The 20,020-nt window shown below is 67.0% G+C and carries 15 protein-coding genes and 8 tRNA genes; 12 read left to right on the top strand and 11 right to left on the bottom strand.

The window, feature by feature from the left end:
* Positions 1-8: 8 nt before the first annotated feature.
* The 9 genes from mtgA (at position 9) to O9271_RS03140 (ending at position 11,145) form a co-directional block, all read left to right on the top strand.
* The gene (gene mtgA, locus O9271_RS03180) at positions 9-734 is read left to right on the top strand and encodes a monofunctional biosynthetic peptidoglycan transglycosylase (RefSeq protein ID WP_298266118.1); all 726 of its coding nucleotides are present in this window, start codon (positions 9-11) and stop codon (positions 732-734) included.
* A 143-nt stretch (positions 735-877) separates the two neighbouring features.
* Positions 878-1,987, top strand: coding sequence for a hypothetical protein (locus O9271_RS03175; protein ID WP_298266116.1), 1,110 nt, complete (start codon positions 878-880; stop codon positions 1,985-1,987).
* A 62-nt stretch (positions 1,988-2,049) separates the two neighbouring features.
* Entirely contained in the window at positions 2,050-2,907 is an 858-nt protein-coding gene (locus O9271_RS03170; protein WP_298266114.1) for a TIM barrel protein, read from the top strand.
* Positions 2,904-3,107: a hypothetical protein gene (locus tag O9271_RS03165; RefSeq protein WP_298266112.1), complete on the top strand. Its 204-nt coding sequence runs from the start codon at positions 2,904-2,906 to the stop codon at positions 3,105-3,107. The genes O9271_RS03170 and O9271_RS03165 overlap by 4 nt, the downstream gene beginning before the upstream one ends.
* A gap of 89 nt (positions 3,108-3,196) precedes the next feature.
* Entirely contained in the window at positions 3,197-3,571 is a 375-nt protein-coding gene (locus O9271_RS03160) for a BlaI/MecI/CopY family transcriptional regulator (protein WP_298266110.1), read from the top strand.
* Entirely contained in the window at positions 3,568-5,175 is a 1,608-nt protein-coding gene (locus O9271_RS03155) for a M56 family metallopeptidase (protein WP_298266108.1), read from the top strand. Before O9271_RS03160 ends, O9271_RS03155 begins: the two co-directional genes overlap by 4 nt.
* A 289-nt stretch (positions 5,176-5,464) precedes the next feature.
* On the top strand, positions 5,465-5,632 hold the full coding sequence (locus O9271_RS03150) for a hypothetical protein (protein WP_298266106.1): 168 nt from the start codon (positions 5,465-5,467) through the stop codon (positions 5,630-5,632).
* Positions 5,633-5,789: 157 nt separating this feature from the next.
* On the top strand, positions 5,790-10,517 hold the full coding sequence (locus tag O9271_RS03145) for a 2-oxoacid:acceptor oxidoreductase family protein (RefSeq protein WP_298266104.1): 4,728 nt from the start codon (positions 5,790-5,792) through the stop codon (positions 10,515-10,517).
* A 244-nt stretch (positions 10,518-10,761) separates the two neighbouring features.
* Positions 10,762-11,145, top strand: a complete 384-nt coding sequence (locus O9271_RS03140; protein ID WP_298266102.1) for a GxxExxY protein — start codon at positions 10,762-10,764, stop codon at positions 11,143-11,145.
* Between the two features lie 428 nt (positions 11,146-11,573).
* Here the strand turns inward: O9271_RS03140 and O9271_RS03135 are convergent.
* Together O9271_RS03135 and O9271_RS03130 are read right to left on the bottom strand one after the other, a co-directional pair.
* Positions 11,574-11,646, bottom strand: a tRNA-Gly gene (locus tag O9271_RS03135).
* 62 nt (positions 11,647-11,708) lie between these two features.
* Entirely contained in the window at positions 11,709-13,034 is a 1,326-nt protein-coding gene (locus O9271_RS03130) for an MFS transporter (protein WP_298266101.1), read from the bottom strand.
* A gap of 35 nt (positions 13,035-13,069) precedes the next feature.
* Here O9271_RS03130 and O9271_RS03125 point away from each other — a divergent pair, with 35 nt between their 5' ends.
* Positions 13,070-13,999 carry a 5'-3' exonuclease H3TH domain-containing protein gene (locus tag O9271_RS03125; protein WP_298266100.1) on the top strand — a complete coding sequence of 310 codons (930 nt, stop codon included), beginning with the start codon at positions 13,070-13,072 and terminating at the stop codon, positions 13,997-13,999.
* A 57-nt stretch (positions 14,000-14,056) separates the two neighbouring features.
* Here the strand turns inward: O9271_RS03125 and O9271_RS03120 are convergent.
* The 9 genes from O9271_RS03120 to O9271_RS03080 all read right to left on the bottom strand — a co-directional run bounded on the left by O9271_RS03120 (position 14,057) and on the right by O9271_RS03080 (position 16,603).
* Positions 14,057-14,128 (bottom strand) — tRNA-Thr (locus tag O9271_RS03120).
* A gap of 27 nt (positions 14,129-14,155) precedes the next feature.
* Positions 14,156-14,237, bottom strand: a tRNA-Leu gene (locus O9271_RS03115).
* 79 nt (positions 14,238-14,316) lie between these two features.
* Positions 14,317-14,391, bottom strand: a tRNA-Asp gene (locus O9271_RS03110).
* 20 nt (positions 14,392-14,411) lie between these two features.
* Positions 14,412-14,483 (bottom strand) — tRNA-Glu (locus tag O9271_RS03105).
* Positions 14,484-14,527: 44 nt separating this feature from the next.
* Positions 14,528-14,600 (bottom strand) — tRNA-Glu (locus O9271_RS03100).
* A 154-nt stretch (positions 14,601-14,754) separates the two neighbouring features.
* A tRNA-Trp gene (locus O9271_RS03095) sits at positions 14,755-14,827 on the bottom strand.
* Between the two features lie 41 nt (positions 14,828-14,868).
* A tRNA-His gene (locus O9271_RS03090) sits at positions 14,869-14,942 on the bottom strand.
* Between the two features lie 152 nt (positions 14,943-15,094).
* A complete protein-coding gene (gene efp, locus O9271_RS03085; protein WP_291263836.1) occupies positions 15,095-15,661 on the bottom strand; it encodes an elongation factor P in 567 nt (188 codons plus the stop codon).
* Positions 15,662-15,805: 144 nt separating this feature from the next.
* Positions 15,806-16,603 (bottom strand): arylesterase, encoded by a 798-nt coding sequence (locus tag O9271_RS03080; RefSeq protein WP_298266099.1) that lies wholly within the window; start codon positions 16,601-16,603, stop codon positions 15,806-15,808.
* Here O9271_RS03080 and O9271_RS03075 point away from each other — a divergent pair.
* On the top strand, positions 16,602-17,291 hold the full coding sequence (locus O9271_RS03075) for an ABC transporter ATP-binding protein (RefSeq protein WP_291267488.1): 690 nt from the start codon (positions 16,602-16,604) through the stop codon (positions 17,289-17,291). The two genes, O9271_RS03080 and O9271_RS03075, sit on opposite strands and share 2 nt — an antisense overlap.
* Entirely contained in the window at positions 17,288-20,020 is a 2,733-nt protein-coding gene (locus tag O9271_RS03070) for an FtsX-like permease family protein (RefSeq protein WP_298266097.1), read from the top strand. The genes O9271_RS03075 and O9271_RS03070 overlap by 4 nt, the downstream gene beginning before the upstream one ends.

Here is a 20,020-nt window from a genome sequence, read left to right as displayed (position 1 = left end):
TCCCGCTGATGCGTGTGTTCCCTCGTCGCGGCAACGCCACCGGTCGGGCGCGTCGCTCGTGGCTGGTGCGACTGCTGCGCGCGCTGCTGCTGGTGGCGCTGGCCCCGGTGCCCTTCATCCTGCTCTTCGCGGTGGTCAACCCCCCGGTGACCATGGTCATGATCGGCCGCGCGGCCCAGCGCTTTGCCGCCGGGGAGTCGCCCGCATGGCCGGTGCACACGCCCGTGGCCCGCAGCGAGATGAGCCCGTCGCTGCGGCGGGCCGTGCTGGCCTCCGAGGACGACCGCTTCTATCTCCACAACGGCATTGATTTCGTGGAGCTCGACAAGGCGCTGGAGCGACGCAAGCGTGGGGGCAAGCTGCGCGGGGCAAGCACGCTGACGCAGCAGGTGGCCAAGAACATTTTCCTCTGGAACGGCCGCTCGTTCGTGCGCAAGGGCGTGGAAGCGTATCTCACGCTGTGGCTGGAGCTGCTGCTCACCAAGGAACGCATCCTCGACCTGTACATCAACCTGGCCGAGTGGGGACCGTATCACTTCGGCGCCGAAGCGGGGGCGCGTTACCACTTCCGCAAGAGTGCCGCGTCGTTAACGCGCGAGGAATCGGCGCGCATGGCCGCCATTCTTCCGGCCCCGCGACGGTGGGCCCCGCGTGGCAGCGTCGCCTCACGACGCATCGGCGCCATCTTGCAGCGTATGCAGTATGCGCCACCCAAAACGGAGCAGGCCAAGTAGCCGGCCACGTAGCAGGCCAAGTAGCCGGCCAAGTAGCCGGCCAAGTAGCCGGCGCGGCAGTAAGAGCCGCGCCCCCGTGGTAACCGAGCCCACGACCGTTGTCTTGGACGCCTGCGGCGGCATCGTTACACTGTGAGCAGTCGATGACGCGGTTCTCCCTGCCCCATCCCATGTCCGCCATTACCCAGCTGTTCGTTTCTGCATCCGCCCTGCGGCCGAGTTCGGTGCTGCGCCGTACCACCGTGCTGCTGCCGGCGCTGGCGCTCTCGACCACGGCACTCGCGGCCGCATTGCCGGCCCAGAGCGCGACCGGTTCTTCCAAGAAGACGCGCACCGCTGCGCCCGCCGACAGCGTCCGCCCAAAGCGCCCTGCCGGCGCACTCGGGCCGCACTCAGGTGACCGGCACCTGGCGTATCGCAACGCGGGCAGCGATCTCGATTCGCTCTGGCCGCCCAAGATGCCGGCGCCGCTCCCCGGCTCCATTCTGCCGGCCAAGCGCGTGATTGCCTACTACGGCAATCCGCTGTCACAACGCATGGGCATTCTCGGCGAATTCGAGCCGCAGGAGATGCTGCGCAAGCTCGACGCGGAAGTGGCCGAGTGGACTCGGCTGGACCCGCAGCACCCGGCGCAGCCGGCGCTGCACCTCATTGCCGTCGTGGCGCAAGGAAGCGCGGGCCGTGACGGCAAGTATCGCCTGCGCATGGACAGCACGCTCATCGAAAAGGTGTACGGCTGGGCGAAGAGCCGGAACGCCATCATGTTCGTGGATGTGCAGGTGGGGCACAGCACACTGCAGCAGGAACTGCCGTGGCTCGAGCGGTTCCTCAAGCGCCCCGACGTGCACCTCGGTATCGACCCCGAGTTCAGCATGAAGGACGGCAAGGTGCCCGGTCGAAAGATCGGCACCTACGATGCCGCCGACATCAACTACGCCACGCGCTACCTCGGTGAGCTCGTGGAGAAGTACAAGCTGCCCCCCAAGATCCTCGTGGTCCATCGCTTCACGAAGAAGGGGGTCACGAATGCCGACCAGATCCGCCTGGATCCCAAGGTACAGGTGGTGATGCATATGGACGGCTTCGGGGCGCCGTGGCTCAAGCGGGATTCGTTCTACAGCTACATCAAGAAGGAACCGGTGCAGTTCGCGGGGTGGAAGCAGTTCACCAAGCCGAAGAACGACAAGCCGGGCACACCGCGATCGGAAATCTTGCGGTTGTGGCCCGTCCCGCTGTACATCCAGATTCAGTAACGGTTCGGCGCCGGGCGGCGTCGGGCGCGCCCTCCAACCCGGCTTCCATGCACCGACGCGACATGCTTTCCACCCTCGGCACCGTGGCCATGGCTGGTGCGGTTGGCGTTCCGCTGCCCGATCCAGGCATGTCCGCGTCGGCCGTATCCACCGCGCCGGGCGGTGCCGGACGCCTCCGGCAGTCGGTCGCCCGCTGGTGCTTCAGCAGCACCCCTATCAAGGAGCTGTGTACCACGGCCAGGGAGGTGGGGCTCGTGGGCATCGATCTCCTCGGCCCCGACGAGTGGAGCGTGCCGTCGCAGTACGGGCTCGAGTGCACCATGGGCAACAGCTGGGGCACGATTCCCGTGGGCTTCAACCGGCCGGCCAATCACGACAAGCTCGTGGCCGACGGCGAAGCGTACATTCCGCGCGCCGCCGCGGCTGGCGTGAAGAAGATCGTGGTGTTCAGCGGCAACAAGGGCGGCATGAGCGACGGCGAAGGGATCGCCAACTGCATCGCGGGGCTCAAGCGCCTCATGCCCACCGCCGAGAAGCACGGCGTGGTGCTGTGCATGGAAATGCTCAACAGCAAGGTCGATCACAAGGACTATCACGCCGACCATACCGCGTGGGCGGTGGAAGTCGCGAAGGGGCTGAACAGTCCGAGCTTCCGCCTGCTGTACGACATCTACCACATGCAGGTGATGGAAGGTGACGTGATCGCCACCATCAAGGCCAACCTGCCGTACATCGCGCACTTCCACACGGCGGGCGTGCCGGGGCGCAACGAGATCGACGGTGCGCAGGAGCTCAACTACCGCGGCATCGCCGAGTACATCGCGAGCACCGGGTACACCGGCGTGTTCGCGCACGAGTTCATCCCCAAGCGCAACGGCGTGGCGTCGCTCAAGGAAGCGGTGGCCACCTGCACGGTGTGAGCGACGACGACGTCGCTGAAGTCACTGAGCTCGCGGGGCAGCAGTCGCTGTTCCGCGAGCTCGTGCGTTCGGCCTTTGCCGCGCGCCTTGGGGATGTCGCTCCTGCCTGCGACTGCCATGGTACCGGGGCGGCACGGACGGTGGAGGGGGAGGGGGAGGGGGAGGGGTTGCCAGTGCGCGGCGGCGCGTCCGTGACCTGATCTACTGAAAAACCAGTTGACACGGGAACGCGCGCACTGCATACTACTGAACAATCAGTACCTCCGTGCCCTCGTGCCTCCCCTCCCCAATGACCGACCTGCATTTCCCGCCTCGCGAACTGGCCGTGATGGCCGTGCTGTGGAAGCTGGGCTCCGCCACCGTGGCCGATGTGCGCGAGCACCTTGACGAAGACCTGGCCTACACCTCGGTGCTGTCGGCGCTGCAGACGCTCGAGAAGAAAGGGTTCGTGCGTCCGGAAGCGGAAGGGCGGGCCTATCGCTACTTCCCCACCGTGGCCGCCGAGAAGGCAGGAAGCAGCGCCATCGGCCGGATCAAGGACGCCATTTTTCAGGGTTCCACCGAACGCATGTTCGCGCAGCTGGTGTCGGACAAGGCGCTCAGCCGGGCGGAACTCGAACGCATGCGCACGCTGTTGGCCGAGCGGTTGGGAGACGACGCATGACCACGCTCACGCTGGCTGTTGTCCAGGGGGCGCCGCTGGTAGCCGCATGGGCGGTGACGGCGCTCGTGGTCACCGCGCTCTTTGCCGTTATCGCCGTTCTCCTGCAGCGCCTCGCGCGTGGTACGATCCCGAACCGGTGGGTGTGGGGCACCGCCCTGCTGGTGGCATTCGCGTTTACCGTCACGCAGCCGTGGCGTCGTGCCACGGCTCCGCTGGCGTTGCCGTTACCAGCAGCCACGGTCACGGCACGAGCGGCCACGGCGCCACCGGCACCATCGGTGTGGGACATCACCGGCGCCACGATCTTGCGTACCGCCCGTCTCACCGAGGGACTCCTGACGACGGCAACCACCACAGCGGCTGCCGCGGTGCGCCCCCTGCCCTTTGGTGCGAAGCTCGTCCTCGTGCTGCTCTGGCCCGTCCTGTCGGCCACACTGCTGGCCATCGGGGTGTGGAGCTACCGCCGGCAATGCACGGTGGTGCGCGGCGCGACGCGCGTGGAGGCGCACGGACACACCCTGCATGTCAGCGACGGCACGGGCCCGGCGGTGTATGGCGTGCTGCGACCGCGCATCGTGGTGCCAGCCTGGTTCATGCTGCGTACGCACGACGAACAGCGACTGGTCGTTGCGCACGAGGCGTCGCACATCACGGCAGGCGACCCGGCGCTGCTGCTCACGGCGTGCGTGCTCACGGCGCTGATGCCATGGAATCCCGGCGCGTGGTACATGCTCGCGCGGTTGCGCCTCGCCATCGAACTCGATTGCGACGCCCGCGTGCTGCAGTCGGGCACCACGCCGCGCCGCTACGGCGCCCTGCTCATCGACCTTTCGGCGACGGCCACTCCGGCCCCGCTCTTCACCGGTGCGGCGGCCTTCTCGCACCATGCATCCCACCTCGAACAGAGACTGCGTTTCATGACCAATCGCCCTGCCACCCACACCACGGCGCGTCGCCTCGCGAGCCTGTCGCTGGGCACACTCGCCGTCATCGCCGCCTGCGGCGCCGAACTCCCGACCAGCGCGGAACTCGATGGAATGGATGCCGCGACCGCGACCGCCAGGATCGCCGCTGTCGCCCCGTCTGCCTCGAAGCAGTACTACATCGATGGGCGAGCGGCCACCGAAGTCGAAGCGTTGGCCGTTTCGGCCGATCGTCTCGCCTCCATCGAGGTGATGAAGCAGGACAAGGGAGCCCATGCCATCCGCCTGACCACCAAGCCGGCGACGACGACCGCATCGGCCGCGTCGCCCGCGAAGGCGGGATCACCGGTCGTCACGATGAAGATCGACGCGATCGACAGTACCGCCACGGCGTTGCGCATTGCCAACGTCGCGACGGCACTGGCCACGAGCGCCGAACGTTCGGAACGCTCGACGGAACCGGGCACCGTACGGCTGGTTGGCGAAAAGATCCAGGCAACCCCGACGACGCGCAGCACCGACGTTCTCGTCTTCGTGGACGGCGTGCGGGCCACCGAAGACGCGATGAAGATGCCCCCCGATCGTATCCAGAGCATCGAGGTGATCAAGGGCGCGGCCGCCGAGAAGATCTACGGCCCCGAAGGCGCCAAGGGCGTCATCCGCATCACGACCAAGAAGTAGCCGGCGACCAATTACCGGGACGACTTGACTTTGTCCCGGGACAAGCCGAAACTCCCTCTCATGACCGCGCCGCATTTCGCCTCGGCCCGACTTCTCAGCCTTATTCCCGCCGTCGCTACGATTCTTGTAGCGACGGTACTCGTCGTACTTCGCACTCGGGAGCAGGGCCGCACCGTCGCCAGCATGTGACGCACACGCCGCCCCTCCCGAGACCACTCGGGAGGCGGTGACCTGGTCGAACTGACGAGGCCCCTCCCACGGAGGGGCCTTCTTCGTACCAGGAGGTTCCATGTTCATGTCCTTCGATCGACAGCCGCAGCTGTCCCGCCAGTCCCGCTACGCGCCGAGCCCCGATGCCACCGGCTCGCCGTTCATGTCCCGGCGCTTCCCCGATGGGGCACGTCCCAGCACGGCGGAGCAGCGGGACTACCGCGAGCAGGCGGACGGCGCGCCGTGAGCCGGCGGCCGTGCTCCGGAAGGAGCCACGGGGCGGCCGTACGCCGACGGTCGTCAGGTAACTGCTGGTAGCGGGGGGCGGTACCGGGACGCAACGTAACTCGGGCCCCCTCCGGGCGGCCCAGACACTCCCCCTGTCTTCCTCTGCGCCCACCGCCATGTCCGACGCCACGGTCTCCGCCACGCCCACGCCGCCCCCCCGGCACGGGAAGCACAAGTATCCCGGCTTTCACGTGACTTGCAGCGGCAACCAGCTGGTCACGCAGTACGTGGAAACGCGCATTACCGAAGGCGGCGTCTTCTACCCCATCACCCCGTCCACCGAGGGCGGGGAGATCTATCAGGCGTCGTTCGCCACCGGTGAACTGAACGTCTGGGGGCAGCAGAAGGTCGCCGCCGAAACCGAAGGTGAGCATGCCGCGCAGGGGGGAGCCACGGCCTTCGCGGTCACCGGGCGACGCACGGTGAACTTCACCAGCGGCCAGGGCATCGTGTACGCGATGGAGCAGTACTACCATGCCCCCGGCAAGCTCTCCACCATGGTGCTGCAGGTGGGTGCCCGCGCCCTCACCAAGCACGCACTCAACGTGCACTGCGCACACGACGACATCTACTCGGCGCTCGACACCGGGTGGATCATGCTCATGGCACGCGATGCGCAGCAGGCGGCCGATCAATCGATCATCCTGCGCAAGGTCTGCGAGCAGGCGCTCAACCCGGGGATGAACATTCAGGACGGCATGCTCACCACGCACAGTGAGCGCATGTACCTGGCCCCGGAGGCGGAGTTCCTGCGCGAGTACCTCGGCGCCCCCGACGACATCATCCCCTGCCCCACCCCGGCGCAGCGCGAACTGTTCGGCCCCACGCGCCGCCGCGTGCCGCAAATGATGGACCTGAAGAACCCGGCGCTGCTTGGCCCGGTACAGAATCAGGAGCATCACATGAACGGCGTGGTGGCACGGCGCAACAACTTCAGTGAGCATGTGCTCCCCATGCTCGACGCGGCGTACACAGCGTTTGGCGAACTCACCGGCCGCGAGTACGGCTTCGTCACCCGGTACAAGACCGACGACGCCGACACGGTCTTCGTGTCGCTCGGCTGCGCGGCGGAGAACATCGAGGCCGCCTGCGATTACCTGCGCGACCAGCGCAACGCGAAGGTCGGATCGATCCACATCAACGTCATTCGCCCCTTCCCGGAGGCCGCAGTCATCGAGGCGTTGCGCGGCAAGCGGCGCGTGATCATCCTCGAGCGCACCGACGAGAGCCTCGCCGGCGACAACCCGCTGGCCCGCGATATCCGCGTCGCCCTCGGCAAGGCCAGCGAAGCCACGCGCTACGGCGGCGAGCTCCCCGGCATCACGCCAGACGACACGCCCCGCCTCTTCCGTGGCGCGTATGGCATTGGCTCACGCGACTTCCGCCCCGAGCACATCATTGGGGCGTACGAGTTCGCCACCGGCGTCTCCGCCCGGACCGACGGCCGCACCGCCGAGGACGGTGAGGGCTACTTCGTGCTGGGCGTGCAACACCCGTATGCCGTCATCAGCAAGGATACGCCCAGCCTCCTGCCGGACGGCGCGATTGCCGTGCGGTTCCACTCGATTGGCGGCTGGGGGATGATCACGACCGGCAAGAACCTCGGCGCCATCATTGGCGACCTCGGGCAGTATCTGGCCGAACAGGACCCCACGTACGACGAGGAGGGGATTCTCGAAGACAAGCTCTTCGTGATGGCCAACCCCAAGTACGGATCGGAGAAGAAGGGCGCCCCCACGAACTACTATCTCACGGTGGCGCCGTCGCAGATCAAGGTGAACTGCGAACTCAATCACGTGGACGTGGTGCTCTGCTGTGATCCCAAGGCCTTCACGCACACCAACCCGCTGGAAGGACTCAAGCGCGGTGGCGTGCTGGTGTGGGAGTCGAGCGAAAGCGCCGATTCCGCCTGGCAGCGCATCCCCGCGGTGCACCGCGAGTTCATCCTCGACCACGACATCACGGTGTACATCCTTCCCGGCTTCGACATTGCCCGGAAGGCCACCAGTCAGACCGAGCTGCAACTGCGCATGCAGGGCAATGCGTTCCTGGGCGCCTTCTTCCGCGTCTCACCGTTTCTCGATCGGTATCACCTCACGCCGGAGCAGTTCCAGCAGATCGTTCACAAGCAGTACGTGAAGAAGTTCGCCCGCTTCGGCGATGCCGTGGTGGAGTCGAACATGACGGTCATGAACGAGGGCTTCGCGCGCGCCGTGGAAATCACCGTGGGTCGCACGGACGATCCCGACCGGTCGAGCATGCGCAATCCGCTGCTGGCCCCGTACCCCGAGCAGCACTTTCCGCCCACGGCGGGGTGCGGGAGCTGCGGCAGCGGCGGGTTTGCCTTCCCGGAGGCGCAGTTGACCCGTGCTCCCCTCAAGACCCGGGAGACGTTCGACCGCGAGTTCCGCGCCGGGCTGGGGTACCACCAGCCGGCGAGCGCGCTGGCCTCGGTGGGCATCATGGCTGCGGCCACCGGCGCGACGCAATCCAAGTACGTCGCGCGCCGGGAAACGCCGGTGTATGTGCCGGAGAACTGCACGCAGTGCATGGAGTGCATCTCCGTGTGCCCCGACACGGCGCTCCCCAACACGGCGCAGGAGGTGGGTACGGTGCTGCGCACCGCCGTCGTGAACTACGTGCGCGATGGCGGCGACCGGCAGGCGCTGCTGGCTGCCCTGCCCGACCTGGAGGCAAGGGCACGGACACGCATGAACGAGTCGGTGAAGGGCAAGAGCGGTGTCCCGTTCAAGACGATCGTGCGCGAGGAGGTGGCGGCCGTTGGCGGCGTTTCCGAGCAGTCACGGGCAGAGTTCACGGGCATCATCGACAAGCTGCCGCTGGCGTACAGCAACGTTCCGGCCATCTTCCGCACCGTCGAGGCCAAGACCCCAGGCGAGGGGGGACTCTTCTCGATCTTCGTGTCGGACCTGTGCAAGGGGTGCGGCGAATGCGTGCAGGTGTGCGGCGACCATGACGCGCTGCGCATGACGCGCGAAACCGAGGAGCTCAACGCGGAGCTCACCACAGCTCAGGTGTTCTCCCGGTTGCTTCCCGATACGCCGCAGAAGTATCTCGGGCTGTACAACGACAGCGACATCACCAGCTCCAAGGACGCCACGCTGCGCAATCATCTCATGGTGCGGCGCAACTACGAGGCGCTGGTGAGTGGCGATGGCGCTTGCGCCGGGTGCGGCGAGAAGAGCGTGCTGCGCTCCATTGCCAGCATCACGGAAGCGTACATGCGCCCGCTGTACCACAGAAAGGCCGATCGTCTCACCGCCAAGGCGGACCGTGTCGCGCAGGATGGCGCGGCGCGTCTGGCGGCACTCAAGGCGTCTGACGCGGCGGACTATGCACGATTCCGCACGGCGTTCATCCACATTGTGATGGGGCTGGGCGGCGAGAACGACACGGACACCGCCAACCGTGTTGCCGCCTACGAGGCGCTTCACGGTCCGATCAGCGATGAGCAGATCGTGGGTGGGCTCGCGGCGGCCCTGCGCCAGGACGCCTTCAACCACCGTGAGCTGCAGGCCATCGACGGGCGCCGCGCCAACGGCATGTCGGTCATGATGATGGGCGCCAGCACCGGCTGCAACACCGTGTACGGATCCACCCCGCCGGCCAACCCGCACGCCTATCCCTGGATGAACTCCCTCTTCCAGGACGGGGCCACGATTTCATGGCTCATGGCGGAGTCGGTGATCGTGGAGCATGCGCGGCGCTCGGTCGCCCCGGAGCGTTTGTCCGATGCTTTGCTGGAGCACACCCGCGGGGTAATGAGCGAGGAAGATTACTTCCACCTCACACACCTCGATGACACGCTCATGACCGACCAGGAGGTGCGCGAGCTGCCCAAGGTCTGGGTCGTCGGCGGCGACGGCGCGCTCGGGGATATCGGCTTCCAGAACGTGTCGAAGGTGATGCTGCAGAATCGCCCTAACGTGAAGATGCTGATGCTCGACACGCAGGTGTACTCCAACACCGGCGGCCAGAACTCTGACTCGTCCACGATGCTGGGCGGCTACGACATGAACCAGTTCGGTGTCGCGTCGCAGGGTAAGCTCACCGAGAAGAAGAACGTGGCCGAGGCGTTCACGAGCGGGCATGGATCGCCGTTCGTGGCGCAGGTGTCGGTCGCGAATGCCCCGCGCATGTACAAGGCCATGCTGGATGGGCTCGAGTACCGCGGGACGGCCTTCTACCAGTGCTACACCACCTGCCAGCCCGAACACGGCGTGGCCGACAACATGAGCGCCGATCAGGCCAGCATGGTGCGTGATGCGCGCGGCGTGCCGGAATGGGTGTTCAACCCGCGGCGCGGCGAGACGGTGCAGGAAGCCTTCGACCTGAAGGGCAACCCCAGCGTGGACCGTGACTGGTGGCACACCAAGTACGCCAGCAACGGCGAGGCGTATACGTTCGGCGTGGCCCACTGGGCGCTCACCGAGGGGCGCTTCCGCAAGCATCTCAAGCAGATCAGCGAAGCCGAAGCGGCCACGCTGGTGCCCATGCACGACCAGCTGTACTTCGTCACGCAGGACGACGTGACGTACCGGCACGTGTTCAGCGAATCGCACCGCAGCTTCATCCCCAACTTCGGCTGCTACATCAAGGCCGAGGTGAAGGGGGCGTTCCGGTACTATGCCGTGACGCGGCAGATGGTGCTGTTCGCCGTGGAGCGTCGCAAGTCGTGGCGCATGCTGCAGAGCAAGGCCGGGATCGTGAACCGGGACTATCTGGCGCAGCGCACGCTGCTGGGGCGCATCGACAGGGGCGAACTCCCGGTGGCGCAGGCCAAGGCCAACCTGGCGGCGGTGCTGGCCGAGGTGATCGCCTGAGCGCGGTGAGACGTGTGAGACGTGTGAGACGGTGAGACGGTGAGGGGAACGCGTGCTCACAGAGAGCACGGAGGCGGTGGAGGACGTGGAGGCTCGCGCCAGCAGTTCTCTGTGTCCTCGACCTCCTCGGTGATCGCGGTGATTCCGCGTTTCCCCTGCGCCTCCAGGAGGCAGCGCTACGCGCGCCTCATCATTCCCCGGCAGGCGAGTGACAGGGCGATGATGATAGTGGCGATAGTGGGGGATGACCGACGACGACCTGACCGGCATCATCATCGGCGAGGCCATTCGCATTCACCGTCGTCTTGGCTCTCGCGTCTTCGAAGCGGCGTACGAGGAGTTTCTGGCACTGGCGCTCGTGAAGCGCGGCCTCGTGGTACACCGCCAGTGCCTCTTCCCGGTCACCTTCGATGGCCACACGGTACCGGTAGGCTACCGCATTGACCTGTTGGTGAACGAGCGCATCGTGGTGGAGCTCAAGTGCAGCGACCGTTCCCATGATGCCCACCTGAGACAGCTGCTCACCTACCTGCGGCTCTCCGGCCATCGCACCGGCCTGCTCATCAACTTCGGCTTCGAGCGCCTCATCGACGGCGTGCAGCGCCTGGTGTACGACGGCGAGAGGTGAGCGGTGAGGGAAACGCTCGTGAGACCTGAGGGGAACGCGTGTTCACGGAGATCACCGAGACGGTGGAGGGCATGGAGGCTCGCGCCGGCAGTTCTCTGTGTCCTCGACCGCCTCGGTGATCGCGGTGATTCCGCGTTTCCCCCGCCCCTCCAGGAGGCAGCGCTACGCGCGCCTCATCATTCCCCGGCAGGCGAGTGACAGGGCGATGATGGTGGTGGCGATCGTGGGGCATGAACGCCTGCGGCTCGGCATCCGTCGCCGCTCTCCGTGCCCCTCCCCCACCTCGGTGCTCTCCGTGAGTGCGCGTTACCTCACCCCTCACGACTCGCCGCTCCGATCTCCATCCCCCCGGTTTCGGCAAGCCGAACTGCCGGCCCGAACGCAAAACGGCGGCCTCCACAGGGAGACCGCCGTTTGCGAAGAATGAGAGCGGGCGACCGGACTCGAACCGGCGACGTCCAGCTTGGGAAGCTGGCATTCTACCAACTGAATTACGCCCGCGATGTGAACCGAAAGCTAGCGTGCAACACCGGCAGAGACAACAGGCAGACTCCCACCCCCCTTCAGGCGGCCGCGTCCACCCACCTGGCGGGGAGGTGGCGGGAGGCCAACAGCATGAGCACGGCGGCGGCCGCATAGAAGCCCAGTCCGCACGTGATGGCGTACCGCATGCTCTCCGCCCCGTACCACGGGGCCAGGCGGTCGGACAGGAACCCGAAGATCCACAGCCCCATACCCAGACCAAGCAGGTTGACCACCAGCAGAAAAAGGGCGCTGGTCGTGCTCCGCATGTGCGCCGGCACCAGGTGCTGTACCGCCGTCATGACCGGGCCCATCCAGGCCAGGTTGAGCCCCGTGGGCACCACGAACAGCAGCCACGCCAGCACCGGGTGTGTCGTATGCATGGCCAAGAGCAGCAACGGCAGCGCCACGGCGTAACACACCGCCGGCGTTCGTGCGTACGCGCCCCGATCTTGTGCCCCCAGTCGATCGGCGATCGCCCCGCCCAACCAAATTCCCGCCATACCACCGAGCAGCTGAATGCTGCCGTAATACACCGACGTCTGGCTCAGCGTAAACCCCAGGCTGCGCATGAAATAGCTGGGGAGCCAGAAGCCAAGACCGTACCCGCAGATGCTGGAGCAGGCCGCTCCAAGCGCCAGCATCCAGAAGGCGGGAACGTTCGCCACGCGGGTCGCCACCGTGCGGAACGGTACCGTGATCGCATCAGCCGTCGGCCCTGCTCCGCCCACGCCTGCCTCGGCGCCATCGAGCCCGCCGCGCACGGGATCGCGAACGACCCACTTGAACAGCGGTGCGAAGAGCACGCCCGCGCCGCCTATCAGCAGGAGCGCCCAGCGCCAATCGACCCACGCCGCCATGAGGCCACCGAACATGATGCCGGCGCCGGAGCCGAGCGGTACGCCCCAGCTGTAGACGGCCAGCGCGCGCGCGCGTTGCGCGCGCGGGAAATAGTCGGCGATGAGCGAATACGCCGGGGCCACACCGCCGGCTTCACCGAGCCCCACGCCCACCCGCGCCAGGAAGAGTGACCAGAACCCGGTCGCCACGCCACAGAGCATGGTGAAGGCGCTCCACGAGGCCAGGGCCGCGGTGATGATCCACGTGCGACTCACCCGATCAGCCAGCCAAGCGATGGGCACCGCCAGCGTGCTGTACAACAGCGCGAACGCCAACCCGCCCATAAGCCCCAGCTGCGTATCGCTGAGCCCCAGTTCCGCCTTGATGGGCTCCTTGAGAATCCCCAGAATCTGCCGATCGAGGAAATTGAACGTATATGCCACGAGCAGCATCAGCAGGACCAGACGGCGACGACGTGTCGTACCTGTCGCGCCACCGGCAGCCGTCCCGGGGTTCGAGGGAATCATGGGCGCAATGTGCACCGGACGAGTACGTTGAGGCCATGTCTGCCTTGCCGTCGTCGCTGCATTTGCTCGTCATCGATGCCCAGTCGCTCGCTGCCCGTGCCGCACACGTGGCCAGTGACGACGTTACCGCGGGGGTGCGCCTCTGGTGTCAGATGGCGCGTGGCACCGCCATGGATGTGGGGGCCACGCACCTGGTGGCGGCGTGGGACCACGACGGCCCGACCTTCCGCCACGGGCTCTTTCCCTCGTACAAGCACCGCCGGACGGGGGACACGCGCACACGTGTCGCGCCCATTCGCACGGCACTCGAGGGCGCCGGGGTGATGAGTGTGAGCGTGGAAGGCTTCGAGGGTGACGACGTGGTGGCCTCGATCATGGCCGGTTTCCGCGCCACGCTGCCGGTCACGCTGCTCTCCAACGACTCGGACCTGCTCCAATTCGTGGACGACCAGGTGCAGGTGGTGTCGTATGTGGGCGTGGGGAAAGGCACCGACGGGCTGCGCGTGCGGCGATGGCTGGCGGCCGACGTGCACGCCCGATTCGGTGTCACGCCGTCGCAGCTCCCCGACTTCAAGGCCCTGTGCGGTGAGGATGGTGACGACATTCCCGGCATTGCCCGCATCGGCAAGGGGACCGCAGCGAAGCTGCTGCGTCGCTGGCAGTCGCTGGAGAAGGCGCTCGAGGCGAGCGAGTTCGTGAGCCATCGCGATGAGACGGCGAAGCTGGCGGGGCAGCATGAGCAGGCGCGGCTGATGCGTCGGCTCACCACCATTCGGCAGGATGCCCCCCTGCCGCTCTTCGACCTGGCGCGCTGCGCACTCGACGCGGTGGCCTGGCCGCCGGGGAGCGTGACGCGTTCGCGCCCGGGTGCAGCCGCGGGATCGGCGGACTCGGTGGGAGTGGCGGCGCCGGTTACGCGGACTGCGGCGGGGCCGGGGCTGGAAGAGATTCCCTGGCCCGAGTGACCGACAAAAAAATTCCCGGTCCGCAGTGCGGACCGGGAATTCGACCGGTTTTTGAAGAGCCACAGATCGGGATTGAACCGATGACCGCCCGATTACGAATCGGGTGCTCTACCACTGAGCTACTGTGGCGGTGACGCGACTGCACCAACACCTGCATGCTCTGGAGCGGACTCGAACCGCTACGCCTTGCGGCACCGCCCCCTCAAGACGGCGTGTCTACCAATTTCACCACCAGAGCGAGGGGCTCGGCTTGCGACCGAGTTTGTGCGTCCTGCGCCTGCAACCTGCAACCTGCACCTGCTGAGCCCGAACAACGACGGGAGCGACGGGGCTCGAACCCGCGACCTCTCGAGTGACAGTCGAGTGCTCTAACCAAACTGAGCTACGCCCCCCAACTACACCTGCACCTTCATAGCTCCAACGGGAATCGAACCCGTCTCTCGACCTTGAAAGGGTCGCGTCCTAACCGATAGACGATGGAGCCGTAGATGTGATTCAGACCATCTGCCTGCAGCAACGTCCAGCGAATAGCGGTAACGGGATTCGAACCCGTGTTCCAGCCTTGAGAGGGCTGTGTCCTAGTCCCCTAGACGATACCGCCGAGGCGTCTCGCCAAGGCATGACGCCTCGGCGGTACAACTGTTCCCTGCCGCGATCACGACTCCTGATCGCCCCTCGTTTCTGTCGCCCAGCCCGCCGCTACCAAGCGTCTCCACTCAGCACCGACAACTCAAAACTCAAAACTGTTGTTCTGACAGGCCCGGAGGGAATCGAACCCCCAACCGCCGGTTTTGGAGACCGGTGCTCTACCAATTGAGCTACGGACCTCCGGAGAGCGGCGAAAGATCGCTGCTCGCCAGTGTGTTCAGGGTGACCGACGGGAATCGAACCCGCAACCCCCGGAACCACAATCCGGTGCTCTAACCGATTGAGCTACGGCCACCATGCTCGCCCGGGCCCGCTTGCACCCGTTGCGATCTCCTACCGACCTGGCTCCTATCGTAACGATTGGAGCGGATTTCCGCGGGAGACGCCAAGAGTAACCGGAGAAAAGACCGAATTCAAGGGCTGAACCCGGCCATTTTCCCCGTTCGCTCAATCCTTCGCGCGGTCGAGGTACTCGCCCGTGTTCGGATTGACGCGCACGCGCGTCCCCTGCTCCACGAACTCCGGCACGTTCACCGTCACGCCGTTCTCCAGCTTGGCCGGCTTGGACGAGGCTGTCTTGGTCGCGCCACGCACCACCGGCGCCGTCTCCACGATCTCGAACACCATGGAGTTGGGAAGCTGGATGCCGATGGGACGCCCGTTGTAGTACTCGGCCAGGATCTTGAGCCCCGACTGCATCCACGGCGCCGAATCGCCCAGCGCCTCTTCGTCGAGTTCGATCTGGTCGTAGTTCTCGGCGTTCATGAAGTGGTACGAGTCACCACCCTGGTACATGAACTCCAGCTCGTGCGTTTCCATGTCCGCCTTCACGATCGTGTCGGCAGCACGGAACCGATGCTCGAAGCTCGAACCCGTGCGCAGGTTCTTCAGCTTCGCCTGCACCATCGCGCGCAGGTTGCCCGGCGTGTGATGACGGAACTCGATGACACGGCACGGGTCGCCCTCGAACACGAGCACCATGCCACGGCGGATCTGCGTAGCGGAAAAAGCCATATCTACGGCACCTGCAAGCAGGGATGGAAAGCACGAACAGCGCGAAGATCACACGATTTGCCCGCATCTCGCGGACAGCCTCAAAACGTAACCGGACGGATCGCGCGCTGGAAGTGTAGGCGAATGGTCGCGCCGACCGCCCGACTACGGCGCCACCAGCTCCCTCAACAGCGGCCCCATGGCCCCCCACACGGTGCCAGCCACCACCCGTGCGCCCTCGGCGTTGGGGTGAATGCCGTCGCCCTGGTTCAACCGCGCCACCCCGGCCACCCCATCCAGCAGAAAGGGCCACAGCGGGACCCCGGTTTCGCGGGCGGCCCGCCCGTAGGCGTCGTGAAAACGACGGGTATAGGAGGCGCCAAGGTTGGTCGGGGCTTCCATTTGCACCAGTGCCACCTTGGCCTCGGGGCGCTGGGCCTTCACCATCTGCACCAGCTTCACCAGGTTGGCGTAGGTGCTGTCAGGGTCCACCCCGCGCAGGCCGTCGTTGGCGCCCACCTCCAGCACCACCACCGCCGCCGGCTGCTCCAGGACCCACGCCGCGCGGCGCACCGCCCCGGCCGACGTTTCGCCGCTCAACCCGGCGTTCACGATCGTGACGGGCAGCTGCGCCGAATCGGCCTTCTCCTGCAGCAAGGCGGGATACGCCTGTTCGGGGGGCAACCCCAGCCCCGCCGTCAGACTCGTCCCCAGCAGCACCACCCGCCGCGCCCCGGCGGGGGCGCCATTGGCCCCGGCTGGTGTATTCTCCCCCACGGCAGGTGCGCCCACGGCGGAATTCGCTGAATCCGTTGGCGCGCCCCCTCCGTTGGTACCGGCAGCCGCTGCATTGCCCGATGCCCCGGCACCACACGCGCCCAGCAGTCCCGCTCCGGCAAGCGTCACCACCATGGCGGCGGTGCGCCAGCGGCAGTGTCCCTCTTCCCTCTTCTGTCTTCGCATGCTCGTCGCTCGTGGGTTGACCAAGGAATATCTGAGCGGCACCCAGCGCCTCACGGTGCTGCGTGACGTGTCGTTCGAGGTACCGGCCGGGGCGTTCGTTTCCATTGTCGGCCCCTCCGGCAGCGGCAAGACGACGCTGCTCGGCCTGCTCGCCGGTCTCGATACCCCGTCGAGCGGCACGGTATCCCTCGACGGCGAGGATTTCGGCCGCCTCGATGAAGATGCCCGCGCACGCCTCCGGGGAGAGAAAGTTGGGTTCGTCTTCCAAAGCTTTCAATTGATCCCCACCCTCACGGCGCTCGAAAACGTGCAGGTGCCGCTCGAACTGGCCGGGCGCGTCCCGGTGCGTGAGGCGGCGGCGCGTGCCCGCGACCTGCTCGCGCGCGTGGGGCTGGGCGACCGCACGCACCACTTCCCGCAACAGCTCTCGGGCGGTGAGCAGCAGCGCGTGGCCCTTGCGCGCGCCTTCGTGAACGACCCCAAGATCCTCTTTGCCGACGAACCCACGGGCAACCTGGACGGTGCCACCGGTGAACGCATCGTGGAGCTGCTGCAGGCGCTCAACCGGGAACGCGGCTGCACCATCGTGCTCGTCACCCACGACGTGACCCTCGCGGCGCGCACACAGCGGACCATTCGCCTCAAGGACGGCGTGATGGTGGAAGACGTGCACCACACCCCCGCATGACCGTCCAGACCCTGCTCCGGCTGGCGTGGCGCGAAAGCCGCACGGCGCGTCGGCGGCTTGCGCTGTACATGTCGTCCATTGCCTTCGGCGTGGCGGCGCTCGTGGCCATCGACTCCTTTGCCGGCAACGTCACGCGCTCCATTCGTGACCAGTCGCGGACCCTGCTGGGCGGCGACCTGTCGCTGCAGGCCCGCGCGAAGTTCCCCGCTGTCATCGACACCCTCACCGATTCGCTGCGCACCGCCGGCGTGCCGGCCTCGCGCGTGACCACCTTTGCCTCCATGGCGCTCGCCGAGCCCTCGGGGGGCACGCGCCTCGTGCAGGTGCGGGCGGTCTCGCCGGGATACCCATTCTACGGCGCCATCGAGACCGTCCCGGCCAACGGCTGGTCGCAGGTGCACGACGACACGCTCGTGTTCGTCGACGCCTCGCTGCTCATCGCCCTCGACGCCAAGGTGGGGGACCGGCTCAAGCTGGGGCAGCAGCCGTTCACGATTGGCGGCACGCTGGGCAACGTTCCCGGGGATGCCGGCATTACCGCAGTGATCGGCCCGCGGGTGTACGTCTCCGACCGGTGGCTCCCGCAAATGGGGCTGCTGTCGTTCGGCAGCCGCGCTGAATACGAACTGGTGCTCAAGCTGCCCGCGGCGCAGGCCACGCCCAAGCCGGCAGCGCAGGTTGCCCGCGCCTTGCGCCGGCGCATCGACCCGGTGGAAGCGGCCCGCATCGAGGCCGCGGAAGCCCGCGGCGAACGTGAGCGCAACGCGCCCGGCGGCCAGGACGAGGAGGGAGCGCGTGACACCACCGCCGCGGCCGGCGACAGCGCCGCGGCGGCGCCGGCAGCCACCACGGCGCCGCGCACCCGCGTTCGTGTCCGCACTGTGGCCGATACCGAACGGGAGTTCACCGAAGCGGTGGCACGCCTCGCCGACTTTCTCAGCATCATCGGGCTCATTGCCCTGCTGCTCGGGGGCATTGGCGTGGCGAGCGGGGTGAATGCCTTTGTCTCGGCCAAGATCGACACCGTTGCCGTCCTGCGCTGCCTGGGCGCCACGAGCCGCCAGGTGCTGGCGCTCTACGTGGTGCAGGCTGCCGCCATGGGGCTCGTGGGCGCCACCGCCGGCGCCGCCCTGGGGGTAGCCGTGCAGTTCCTCCTGCCGCAGGTCATGGGGGATTTCCTCCCGGTCGACGTCACCATCGCCCTCGAACCACGCCCGCTGCTGCTGGGGCTGGCCACCGGCGTGTGGGTGTCGCTGGTCTTTGCGCTGCGCCCGCTCCTGGCGCTGCGCCGTGTGTCGCCGCTGCAGGCCATTCGCCGCAACGCCGATCCGGCCGCGCTGCCCAGCGAGTGGAAGGATGGGGCGCGCCTGCTGGTGGACGCGCTGCTCGTGGGGAGCATCGTGGCCATCGTGCTCTCCCGCATCGAATCGCTGCGCGACGGACTCGCCATGACCGGCGGCATCGTCGCGGTCGTGCTCATCCTGTGGCTGGCGGCCACCGCACTCATCGCCCTGGCACGACGCAGTACGCATCCGTCCTGGCCGTTTCCGTTGCGGCAGGGCATTGCCAATCTTCACCGTCCGGCCAACCAGACGCGCGCCGTGACTCTGGCGCTCGGCTTCGGCGCGTTTCTGCTGAGCACCGTGTACCTGGTGCAGGCCAATCTGCTGGGACGGGTGCAGACCACCGCCGACGCCGCCGCCGGCAACCTGCTGCTCTTCGACGTGCAGGACGACCAGGCCGCTCCACTCGACTCCATGTTGCGCGTGCGTCAGCATCCCATCGTGCAGCAGACGCCCATCGTGACAATGCGCGTGGAAGCGATCAACGGCACACCGGTTGCCAAGCTGCAAGGCGACAGCACCGTGCGGCGCGCCGGCTGGTCGCTGCGGCGCGAGTACCGCTCCACCTATCGCCACGACATGCAATCGTCGGAGAAGCTGGTGAGCGGCACGTGGTTCCCCGATTCCGCCGCGCTCGCGACGCAGCGTGCCGCCGACCCGTCGCGCCCCTTCCTGCTCTCGCTGGAGCAGGACCTCGCCCGCGATATGGGCGTGACGCTGGGCGACACCATCACGTGGAACGTGCAGGGCGTTCCGGTGACCACCGTGCTCACCAACACACGATCGGTGAACTGGGGACGCTTCGAAGCCAACTTCTTTGCCGTCTTCGAGCCGGCGGCGCTGCGTCGGGCCCCGCAGCAGTACGTGATCGTGGCCAACGTACCCACCGGGGCGCCGCTCGCGGAGATTCAGCGCGACATCGTGCGACGGTATCCCAACGTGTCGAGTCTCGACCTGACGCTCGTGAAGCAGACGATCGGCGCCATCGTCGATCGGGTGACGCTCGCCATCCGGTTCCTCGGGTTGTTCTCCCTCGCCATGGGCGTTCCCGTGCTCTTCAGCGCCGTGGCCGCCACACGCCGGGCGCGTTTGCGTGAGGGGGTGCTGCTGCGCACGCTCGGCGCATCCCGCACGCAGGTGGCACGCGTACTGCTCGCCGAGTACGGCGCGCTGGGGGCCCTGGGCGCGCTGACCGGCATGGTGCTCAGCTTCGGCGGCGCGTGGGCCATCACCACCTTCGTGTTCGAGGACCCCTTCGACCCGGCGGTGGGCCCCACGCTGCTCATTGCGGGCGGGATGCTGCTGCTCACCATGACGATCGGCCTGCTCACGTCACGCGATGTCTATCGCGAAACCCCCATGATCGCGATTCGCGAACCGGGGTGA

It is taken from the genome of Gemmatimonas sp. (genome assembly GCF_027531815.1).
Classification (GTDB): domain Bacteria; phylum Gemmatimonadota; class Gemmatimonadetes; order Gemmatimonadales; family Gemmatimonadaceae; genus Gemmatimonas.
Note: the sequence above shows the minus strand (reverse complement) of the source record. Positions and strands in the feature narration are given on the sequence as shown.

Excerpts from the sequence above, each read along its gene's own strand:
- mtgA (WP_298266118.1), top strand. The coding sequence starts at position 9 with ATGCGTGTGTTCCCTCGTCGCGGCAACGCCACCGGTCGGGCGCGTCGC.
- O9271_RS03175 (WP_298266116.1), top strand. The coding sequence starts at position 878 with ATGACGCGGTTCTCCCTGCCCCATCCCATGTCCGCCATTACCCAGCTG.
- O9271_RS03170 (WP_298266114.1), top strand. The coding sequence starts at position 2,050 with ATGCTTTCCACCCTCGGCACCGTGGCCATGGCTGGTGCGGTTGGCGTT.
- O9271_RS03160 (WP_298266110.1), top strand. The coding sequence starts at position 3,197 with ATGACCGACCTGCATTTCCCGCCTCGCGAACTGGCCGTGATGGCCGTG.
- O9271_RS03155 (WP_298266108.1), top strand. The coding sequence starts at position 3,568 with ATGACCACGCTCACGCTGGCTGTTGTCCAGGGGGCGCCGCTGGTAGCC.
- O9271_RS03150 (WP_298266106.1), top strand. The coding sequence starts at position 5,465 with ATGTTCATGTCCTTCGATCGACAGCCGCAGCTGTCCCGCCAGTCCCGC.
- O9271_RS03145 (WP_298266104.1), top strand. The coding sequence starts at position 5,790 with ATGTCCGACGCCACGGTCTCCGCCACGCCCACGCCGCCCCCCCGGCAC.
- O9271_RS03140 (WP_298266102.1), top strand. The coding sequence starts at position 10,762 with ATGACCGACGACGACCTGACCGGCATCATCATCGGCGAGGCCATTCGC.
- O9271_RS03130 (WP_298266101.1), bottom strand. The coding sequence starts at position 13,034 with ATGATTCCCTCGAACCCCGGGACGGCTGCCGGTGGCGCGACAGGTACG.
- O9271_RS03125 (WP_298266100.1), top strand. The coding sequence starts at position 13,070 with ATGTCTGCCTTGCCGTCGTCGCTGCATTTGCTCGTCATCGATGCCCAG.
- efp (WP_291263836.1), bottom strand. The coding sequence starts at position 15,661 with ATGGCTTTTTCCGCTACGCAGATCCGCCGTGGCATGGTGCTCGTGTTC.
- O9271_RS03075 (WP_291267488.1), top strand. The coding sequence starts at position 16,602 with ATGCTCGTCGCTCGTGGGTTGACCAAGGAATATCTGAGCGGCACCCAG.
- O9271_RS03080 (WP_298266099.1), bottom strand. The coding sequence starts at position 16,603 with ATGCGAAGACAGAAGAGGGAAGAGGGACACTGCCGCTGGCGCACCGCC.
- O9271_RS03070 (WP_298266097.1), top strand. The coding sequence starts at position 17,288 with ATGACCGTCCAGACCCTGCTCCGGCTGGCGTGGCGCGAAAGCCGCACG.